Source organism: Cellvibrio sp. (assembly GCF_053579595.1).
The window spans coordinates 1-9,384 of record NZ_JBRFPI010000167.1 but is presented as its reverse complement, the minus strand read 5'-3'; the positions used below and the strand labels follow the sequence as shown (position 1 = coordinate 9,384).

Below are 9,384 nucleotides of genomic sequence, written 5' to 3'. Positions count from 1 at the left end.
CTGCCCTTTCCATTTTTAATGGCGGTGCTTGCAACTGCTTCCGAACTTATTGGCGCAGTGTTGCTAGTGCTGGGCTTGTTCACCCGCATGATCAGCATTCCACTGATGATCACCATGCTCATTGCAATCCTCTGTGTTCATTGGGATAACGGCTGGCAAGCCATTGCCGACGTCAATGCACCTTTTGCCAATGAGCAAGTACTGGCGGCGCCCGAGAAACTGGAGCGCGCTCGCGACATTTTACAAACACACGGCAATTATGAATGGCTCACCGCCAGCGGAAAATTTGTGATTCTTAATAATGGTATTGAATTCGCAGCGACCTACTTCATTATGTTGCTGGCATTGGCAGGCTTGGGTGGAGGGAGATACCACAGCTTGGATTATTGGTTAAACCTTTATCTTGGCCGCAAATATCCTTTGTTAAAAAACATCTCGTTAAATAGATAATCCGGTGTGCAAAGTGATTATGGTGAGTGGTAAGCTGGCGCCCATTGCGCAAACTGGGATGCGCAATTCGCCTCAGCCCACAATGAGCAACCGGATGACCACAACCACCTCAACCGATGAAAGCGAACTGATTGCAAAACTGATTCACGGCGACGACCACGCATTCCGCCACGTAATAGCACTGCACCATTCGCTCATGTTGAATATTGCCCGCGCCATCGCCGGCGATATCTTTGCCGATGATGTTGTGCAAGAGGCCTGGGTTTCAGTGTATAAAAATATCGCCAATTTTGAACGGCGCTCCTCGCTAAAAACCTGGTTGCTTACCATTGTGAGCAATCAGGCAAAAGCGCGTTTACGCAAAGAATCACGACAAATATCACTGGACCAATTGGATGGAGAAACGCCAGGAAGCTATCTTGATGGCGCCAATTTCAAAGCAGATGGTCATTGGCAGCAGCCAACACCGAAATGGAATATTGAATCGCCCGATGCATTATTGGAACAGCAACAATTACAACACTGTATTAACCGCACGCTAAATCTCTTACCACCCGCACAAAAAGCGGCATTTATTTTACGTGACGTTGAACAACAATCGTTCGAGGATATTTGCAGCATCCTCTCCGTGAGTGCAGCCAATGTAAGAGTACTTGTGCACCGTGCCCGCCTCACACTCATGCAGGTAATTGACCGCTATCAGGAGACTGGTTCATGCTAAGTTGCAAACAAGTCGCCACCATCGCCAGCGATTATCTTGACAATAGCACCCCGCTTAAATGGCAAATACGCTTACATTTATTGATGTGCGCCAACTGCCGGCGTTTTGTTCGGCATCTTAAGATCACCCGTCAGGTAAGTGCACAAATGGCCACCGATAAACCGGTGGAAGATGTGGATATAATCTGGAAAAAGGTACAGCAGCGGGTCAAATAAGCTTCACAGCCAAATTAACCGTAAAGCTCGGCCAGCCTTTGCGCCCCCCGGACATGCCCTGTCCTGCGAACCGGCTCACGTTAGAAACACATGCACAGACGAAAATCACATCTATACTTCTGGCATAAAACCTGCTGAATCAACCTATTACATTCACACTGTCAATGCATTGACGAACAATTTAAGGGGTAAACCCACAATGGACCAACTACAGCAGCTCATTCGCCAGGCGGAACTACAGCAAAAAAATTTGGAGCTGGATTTAATATTCCGCAAGAACATGGATTTTTTCGAAAAAGCTGAGCCAAATATTTTTAATAAATATCGCAATTACACACCTACAGAATTGCAATTGATTTTTAACAGTGAAGGTTATATCAATCTCTACAATATTGGTGAAAATACGCACCCGGTTTATAGCAAGGATCCCTACGAGTTCTGCAAAGAGTATGTAGAAAAATATCAGGAGATGCCTACTTTTTACCGTGTCACAGCGCGAACCACGAAAGCCATAGACCCTGAAAATGATGCACATATCCACAACATGAATCCGCTAATCGAATTCATGAATAGCAAAGAGGAGAAACAAACAAGCTTTTTACCTCTAGAAGCAAAAACCCAATTTATGCTGGTACATGGCATTGGCATTGGTTATCACATACCCATGATATTAGAAAAAACTGACGTGCAGCATATGTGTATTATTGAACCTCACGAAGACAATTTTTATGCATCGCTACACACCGTCGATTGGCGAGCCATTTATGACTATTTTGATCGTGAATACAGCACATTCAATTTGATACTTGGCAAAACAGCTAACGACAGCTTTCATCTTATTCGCCAATATTTGAATCAAATAGGCCTATTCAACTCAGCAAAACCCTATGTTTTTGATCATTTGAGCAGCCCGGAGATGAGAGAATCGACCACTGTATTTTTTGAAAAGCTTCCAACAATGCTGGGAGCAATGGGATATTTTGATGATGAGCAAGTGAGCCTTTCACACACCGTGGCAAATTATTCTGAACAAAGAAATATCCTGCGCGACCACGTGCAACTCAATCATCAAACAATTAACCGTCCCGTATTCGTTGTTGCCAATGGCCCATCGCTCGATCACTGTGTTGAATTTTTACGCACACACCAACACGAAGTTATTATTTTTTCATGCGGCACTGCCCTGGGCTCACTGCGCAAGGCCGGAATAAAACCCGACTTTCACATTGAAATGGAGCGCACTCGCCCAGTCGTTGAGTGGATTGAAACGTCTACCACGCCAGAATATCGTGAAGACATTATTTGCCTTGGGCTTAACACCGTTCACCCAGACACCTACGCACTGTTTAAAACCACCGGCATGGGGATGAAAAGTAATGATGTAGGAACACACTTTATTTGCCAATACATTGGCGACAATGAATTCGTGGTGAATTTTGCATTATGCAATCCCACAGTAGGAAATACTGGCGTTGCTTATGCAGCAGCACTCGGCTTTAAAAATATTTACCTGGTTGGTCTGGATCTTGGTTTTGCCAGCGATGGAACCCATCACTCATCCTTGAGCAAACACTATGACGTTAAAGATGAGCATCAAGAAAGCCTCAACCTGTATAAAGCAGAAACCGCAGGCAATAAAAAATTTCCTGGCAACTTTGGCGGTGAAGTTACATCAACACCGGTTTACGCCCACTCTCGCATCAGCATTGAAACCTTACTCAGGCAGTATCCACACATTAATTGTTACAATACTAGCAATGGTGTTTATATTCGCGGAACAACACCAATATCTATTACCGACATCACAATTGAACCAAGCGAACCTATCGACAAAAAAGTATTTAGTTACGCCCTTTACGATAAATATTTCAACATCAAAGGATTAAGAAAAATTGAATCGATAGAAAAAATTGCAGAATATTTTAGACCTGCAATTGATTTTTGTGATGAGATGGAAAAGTTATTTTCTTACAGAGCCAAAAACCGTGCAGATGCATTTAAAATGCTGGCCAAACAACATAAACGCGCGTTACAAGTTGGCTTAAATAACAAAACACAATACGCCTACTCCATCATGAAAGGCAGCATCCATTCTTTTGACTTTGTATTAGCCAAATGCTTGTATAATGGAAAAAATCAGGAAGAAGGTGTTGAGATATTCAATAAAGGAGTGGAACACTATCAGCGTTTTATTGCTCAGGCAAAACAAAAAATTAAATCCAGCCTACTGAAAAAAGATGCAAGGTCACGCAATTTGTCGCAGAAGCTAAAACATTAAAAAAATACAAACAGTAAAACATACTGGACTTACTTCCTTTAAGTAAGTCCAGATTATGCTAACAATTTTTTAACCTTGATAAAAAATTCTGCTGACAACTTATTAAACTTGCCAGAAATTTCACTGTTTTTTGACGCCAAATCACTCGGATTCCCGATAACAGTTGCTATTACTCTTGCAAGATCTTGCACAAAACTATCGCGGTTAGCATAAACCGCTCTTTCAAGCAGCTCTATTTCTTCATAAAGATCCCAAAGTTTTGGATAACTGATCAACGGTATGGCAGGAATATTCATCGCAATAGAACAGACATTGGTATGAAAGCGCATCCCCATGACCAACTCACATCGCTGGTACAATGAAAAGATATGATCACATGCACTCCAGCCACAAGCGAAGGGGGCAACGACTATCCGATCACGGCATAAACGGTCATCCAGATAGGTCATAAACTCACCAATAGACAATACATCGCGAAAAATATGTGGAAATAAAATAATTCGCAAATCAGGATTGGCGGCAAGTGAAGACTCTAAAAAACGGGCATATTGCGTTAAGAATTCTTTCCAGGTAATACCGCCATCAACTCCTGCAGGAAAACGTAATGCCTCCATGTCAGAGGCAATATTAACCCCCCAAAAACGCCCTTCCGGCAAATAAGAGGCAGACTCAGATTTACCCTTATAAAAAAAGCCACCATCGGGAACAATGTCCACACCAGACCATAAATCATTTCGATCTGGATAGGCGAGTTTGAGATTTTTTAACGAGCCATCATTGCGGAATGAAATAAGGACATTAGGCTGACGAATACACTGCTCAAGAAAACCGGAAAATTTAGCAAGATTTTCTGGCTTGCAACCTTTGTGGATATCAAAACCCACACCAAAAAATACCACCGGTGTAGTGATGGACTGTAAGCGCTCATTAGTAATATTGATGGTGGTTGCAGTAGCAGACTCATCCAACCAAGGCTCAAAGAAGTTACCACCACCAACAATCACCAAATCATGCTGATTAGCCAGCGCAACAAAGTGCTCATCGAATGCCCAACGATGCTCGCCCGTATAAATACGATAACAATATCGGATCTCTAGTTCGGTATATATTGGCTTAACATTTAAAACTGACTCGAGGCGTGAGCGCATTCCCGAGTGATTGGCGTTGTCGCCAATATTGCCTGTAAAACTCGCAACATGAAGTACTTTCATTAAATTCACATATCCACAAACGTTTTTTGCTTATTGATTTCCCATAATTGTTCACTTTGCAAGATAGCAAAAAATTTTTTACTGCTGTCACCTTCACCAAAATGTTGAATTGGCTCCCTGGGCAAGCCCTCAACAGAAGCAATTGCATTTTTTATAGCAGCAAATTCAGAAAGACAATTAATCACACTGGGTAGATTGGCACGATTGGCTTGGCGTGTACCTATATTAATTGCAGGCACCCCATAGTAAGGAGCCTCCATTAATGCTGAGCTGGAGTTACCAATAATAAACTCCGCGTTTTTCAGTAATGTCAGAAAATAATCAAAACGCATTGAGGGGTATACTTTAAAACTTAATGTATTCTTTTCAATACGGCCATATTCATTGATGATTCGCTCACTACCGCTGTCGTTATTGGGATAAATGACAACATAGTTTTTTTCCGAATCAACAACAGCATTGACCAACTCATGAATTTGCCGTTCTACATCGTGCACTTCCGTAGTAACGGGATGATATAGAAGAATAGAATAGTTTTCGAAAGGAATACCGTACCAATTTTTTACTTCATCTAGACTAGGTAAATCAGGAGAAAATAAAGAATCCACATCAGGAGATCCTATAGGGTAAATATTTTTATCGATTTCCCCTAATTGTATTAGCCGCTGCTTGGCGCGCTCATTGGTCACAAAATGCAGGTGTGACAACTTGCTCACTGAATGACGGATTAGATCATCGATAGTACCTGAAACCTCACCACCCTCAATATGCGCCACCAAAATATTATTAAGGCTTCCAACAATAGCGCCGGCTAATGCCTCCACTCTATCGCCATGGACAACCAGCATATCCGGCTGGATTTCTTTAACGTAGTCAGATAAACCAGCAATCGTCTTAGCCAATACAGAGTCCATGGTATCGCTGTAATTTTGATTGATGTATTGATAAATATTTTTATAGCCGCGACGCTCAATTTCCCGACAGGTATAACCATATTTACGGAGCATGTGCATGCCGGTAACAAATATATGAGCCTCAAATTCTGTGGAATTTTGAAGAATATCAAGCAAGGAACGAATCTTACCAAAATCTGCACGGGTGCCCGAAAGGAATACAATGTTTTTACGCACGTGTTAAATGACTCCTTTGACAGGCACAAGACCCTCAACTTGACGATATGCGAGCAACTGATCCGCTTCTATATCTTCCACTGCCACTTTACCGATGACATCATCATAAAATTCAGCAAGTATTTCTCCGGTACCCGGGCGCTTGACCCACAGATTATCTTCAGTAAATTTCTCACCTTTGTTCACGGGCTTGATGGTAACCACCGTGGCATAGGCAAAATTGATGGTTGGCTGCTCTTCTTTAACAATACCTTTTCGACCACCGCGCATTTTGTGTAACAACGCAGAACCTTGTATTAGTTCACTCATTGCTTGAGGATCCATTGAGCACACAATGTCGGGCCCTTCGCGCGTCATGGAATCAGTAAAGTGTCGCTCCAGTAAATCTGCCCCTAAAGCAACAGCACCAAGACATGCATAATTTCCTAAGGTGTGATCAGACAAACCAACAACGGCATCTGGAAATTCCTGTTGCAGTTCACGCACCGCCTCCAAACGCACCAGCTCCGGTGGCGTGGGATAAATATTGGTACAGTGCATCAGCGCGTAGGGAATTTTGTATTCTCTAAAAATCGCCACCGCTTTGCGAATACTCTCTATGGTGTTCATACCGGTGCTGAGAATAATCGGTTTGCCTTTTTTAGCAATGTGCTTGATTAGCGGATAATTGTTACATTCACCCGAACCGATTTTATAAGCCTGAACATTCATCCGCTCAAGGCGTTCAACAGCTGCACGCGAAAATGGAGTACTAATGAAGATAGCGCCTTTTGACTGAACATATTCTTGCAGTGCAATTTCATCTGCTTCATTAAGCGCACACTCTTCCATAATGTTGTAAATCGGTTTATCCGCATTACCAGGCTTTATGCGCTTTGCCTCGCCAGCCATCTCGTCTTCAACAATATGGGTTTGGTGCTTAATGACTTCTGCACCCGCAGCAACGGCAGCATCTACCATTTGTTTGGCGACAGCCAGAGAACCATTGTGATTGATGCCGATTTCGGCAATCACTAATGGCGGATAATCTGGCCCCACTAAACGGCCACCAATATTTACAACATTATTTTTCATTCTGTACTGCCCTCTCACGCAAACGCTGCTCTGCAATAACCAAATCCGCTGGAGTATCAATATCAAGACTATCGAGATTCGACATAAGATACGGAATGATGTGGGTGCGTGGAATTTTTTCTTCACGCATAAAATCATCCACTTTAAAAATATAAATTGCTCCATTGGGCATGTAGAGCGATGGCAGATCCTGGCGACGAGTATACGATGTATGCTCTCCGGCTAAGGGGTGCAAAAACTCACTGCCGCCCACATAGGCTTTCATGTATTTATTACTGATTTCATAGACACTAATCAAACTATGGCAGGTGGGAAAATCACGAAACTCTGCCAAGGCTTCACCAATATGGGCTGCCGTACGCAATGGGGATGTGGGCTGCAATAACACAATAATATCTTTGCCTGCCGGTTTTATTCGGTGAATAAATTCGGCAATCACAGGATCGGTTGGAGACTCGTCGCGAGCGAGATGAGGGTCGCGCTTGAGGCGTTCTGCACCATAGTAATGAGCCACCGATAAAATCTGGTCATCATCTGAAGAAACATAAGTGGTATCAATCACTCCGGCTTCCTGAGCAGCCTGCAGTGTGTAAGCCAACAGCGGTTGATCGAGTAATGGCGCAATATTTTTTTGCGGAATGCCTTTTGATCCTCCGCGTGCAGGAACGAGCGCGAATACGTTTGGCATAGGAGTGTCCAACTTTTGACGTTTGCAATAGTAATTAGTTATATAGCAAAGGATCTGCCAAAGGTCACGGAATTGATCAAGATTAATTTGATTAATACGAAACGCTAACCCATCCACAATACTGTGGACGGGTTAACCATTAGCTACTTTTAGATGTAAAGGGGAGACGATCCAAAATACCGTCCAAAAAGTCACCGGTTGAATTTAGGCCGCGCACGATAGATTCCATTGCCTGGAACTGCGCCATCAATCGCGCACGATAGGCTTCACTGCGACGATTCAGTGTTTCTTCATCATCCTTAACATTACTAATATCTTTGTTGATATTTGCTTCACGTTCTTTAATCAAACCGGAGGTTTTAAGGTAGTCATTGATCATTGTGGTCATAGTGCCGGCAAACCCGCGGGAGAAGGTAATACTGCCGGAGGTAGTGCCTGGCTGAACTGTCATACTCAGACCTTCTGCTTTAGTGTTTAACGCAGGCAGCAGTACATTGCCATAACCGAACGCCACTTCACCATTCACCGTTCCGCCTACATTAGTACCCGTGGTACCAGCGCCAACGCTAATACCCAAATCAGCCATATCGGTACCAACAGTAGAAAACTCCACCTTGCTGGTGGAGCCATAAGCATCCGATGCAAATACCAACGCGCCTGCATCAAAACTGACTGCAAGAGTAGATTTAACGGCCTTGAGATTCGTATCCAAATTGATAAGACTTTGTAGCTCAGTAGCCAGTTCTGCACCGGATGTGTAGATCTTTCCAGCCGGAAGAGTGATGGTTGCCGTTTCAATATCATTTAACTTGAGTTTAAAACTGTAATCTTTACCCGTGGTGTCCAACGGAAAAGTAGCAACCATTGCACCAGCGGTCAGCTTACCCTTACTAGGCTGTTGGGTAATAACAACATCGTAAGTACCAGGTTGACTTTTCGCGGAGTACTTAGTCACCTCAATACCTGAAACAGATGCAGAGGTTTTAGGTACAAATAAATCCCTGACCAGAGCAAAATTATTGTCGATAGCCGCGCGAAAACCTGTATTACCTTCACTTTCGGTGATTTTCAGGGAGCCATCTAACTCGGTGCGAATCCCCAAATTGGATAGACTGGTAAAACCACCACTTAATCCAGGAACCGATGCAGAAAGAATATTGCGCAGCCCTTTCATCATACTGGAAGCCAAAGGGTCCCGGTGCAGACTGCCGTAACCTTTGGCCTCTGTATCAAAACCCACCAGCTTTTCTACTTCAGTTCTAAATGTATTGTACGCAGTCACAAAATCACGGATGGTCTTTTCCGCGATAGATTTATCTTCGTTGATGGTTACGCTAACGGTTTCAGTAAGTGAACTGGCAAAGAGATCAAACTCCAGCCCCTCTACAACATCTTTGATTTGGTTGGATTCGCGGCTGACCAACAAACCATTCACTCTTACCTTCGCATCGAGACCTTCCTGCAATTGAGTCAGGTTGCGAGTAGTTTCATTAAAATTAAAACTGGCAAGCCCAAGGGCGCCAGCATCTTCTGCTGCAGTAATTTCAATTTCGTTTTTAGCGCCTGACTTGGAGGCCAATAACAATTTGAAGGAACCACCATCACTCACAATACTGG

The 9,384-nt window shown here is 43.3% G+C and carries 9 protein-coding genes; 4 read left to right on the top strand and 5 right to left on the bottom strand.

The window, feature by feature from the left end:
* The 4 genes from ACWA6V_RS11575 to ACWA6V_RS11560 form a co-directional block, all read left to right on the top strand.
* Window positions 1-450: HvfX family Cu-binding RiPP maturation protein (locus ACWA6V_RS11575; RefSeq protein ID WP_449522631.1), on the top strand; the 450-nt coding region annotated here is incomplete at its 5' end.
* 94 nt (window positions 451-544) lie between these two features.
* A complete protein-coding gene (locus tag ACWA6V_RS11570) occupies window positions 545-1,171 on the top strand; it encodes an RNA polymerase sigma factor (protein WP_449522630.1) in 627 nt (208 codons plus the stop codon).
* Entirely contained in the window at window positions 1,165-1,386 is a 222-nt protein-coding gene (locus ACWA6V_RS11565) for a zf-HC2 domain-containing protein (RefSeq protein ID WP_449522629.1), read from the top strand. Before ACWA6V_RS11570 ends, ACWA6V_RS11565 begins: the two co-directional genes overlap by 7 nt.
* Window positions 1,387-1,585: 199 nt before the next feature.
* Window positions 1,586-3,664 carry a motility associated factor glycosyltransferase family protein gene (locus ACWA6V_RS11560; RefSeq protein WP_449522628.1) on the top strand — a complete coding sequence of 693 codons (2,079 nt, stop codon included), beginning with the start codon at window positions 1,586-1,588 and terminating at the stop codon, window positions 3,662-3,664.
* A gap of 53 nt (window positions 3,665-3,717) precedes the next feature.
* Here ACWA6V_RS11560 and ACWA6V_RS11555 read toward each other — a convergent pair whose 3' ends face one another.
* The 5 genes from ACWA6V_RS11555 to fliD all read right to left on the bottom strand — a co-directional run.
* Window positions 3,718-4,875 carry a polysaccharide pyruvyl transferase family protein gene (locus ACWA6V_RS11555; RefSeq protein WP_449522627.1) on the bottom strand — a complete coding sequence of 386 codons (1,158 nt, stop codon included), beginning with the start codon at window positions 4,873-4,875 and terminating at the stop codon, window positions 3,718-3,720.
* A gap of 5 nt (window positions 4,876-4,880) precedes the next feature.
* Window positions 4,881-6,005, bottom strand: a complete 1,125-nt coding sequence (gene neuC, locus ACWA6V_RS11550) for a UDP-N-acetylglucosamine 2-epimerase (protein ID WP_449522626.1) — start codon at window positions 6,003-6,005, stop codon at window positions 4,881-4,883.
* 3 nt (window positions 6,006-6,008) lie between these two features.
* Window positions 6,009-6,965, bottom strand: coding sequence for an N-acetylneuraminate synthase family protein (locus ACWA6V_RS11545; protein WP_449522632.1), 957 nt, complete (start codon window positions 6,963-6,965; stop codon window positions 6,009-6,011).
* Between the two features lie 103 nt (window positions 6,966-7,068).
* The gene (locus ACWA6V_RS11540) at window positions 7,069-7,767 is read right to left on the bottom strand and encodes an acylneuraminate cytidylyltransferase family protein (RefSeq protein ID WP_449522625.1); all 699 of its coding nucleotides are present in this window, start codon (window positions 7,765-7,767) and stop codon (window positions 7,069-7,071) included.
* A gap of 139 nt (window positions 7,768-7,906) precedes the next feature.
* Window positions 7,907-9,384: flagellar filament capping protein FliD (gene fliD / locus ACWA6V_RS11535; protein ID WP_449522624.1), on the bottom strand; the 1,478-nt coding region annotated here is incomplete at its 5' end.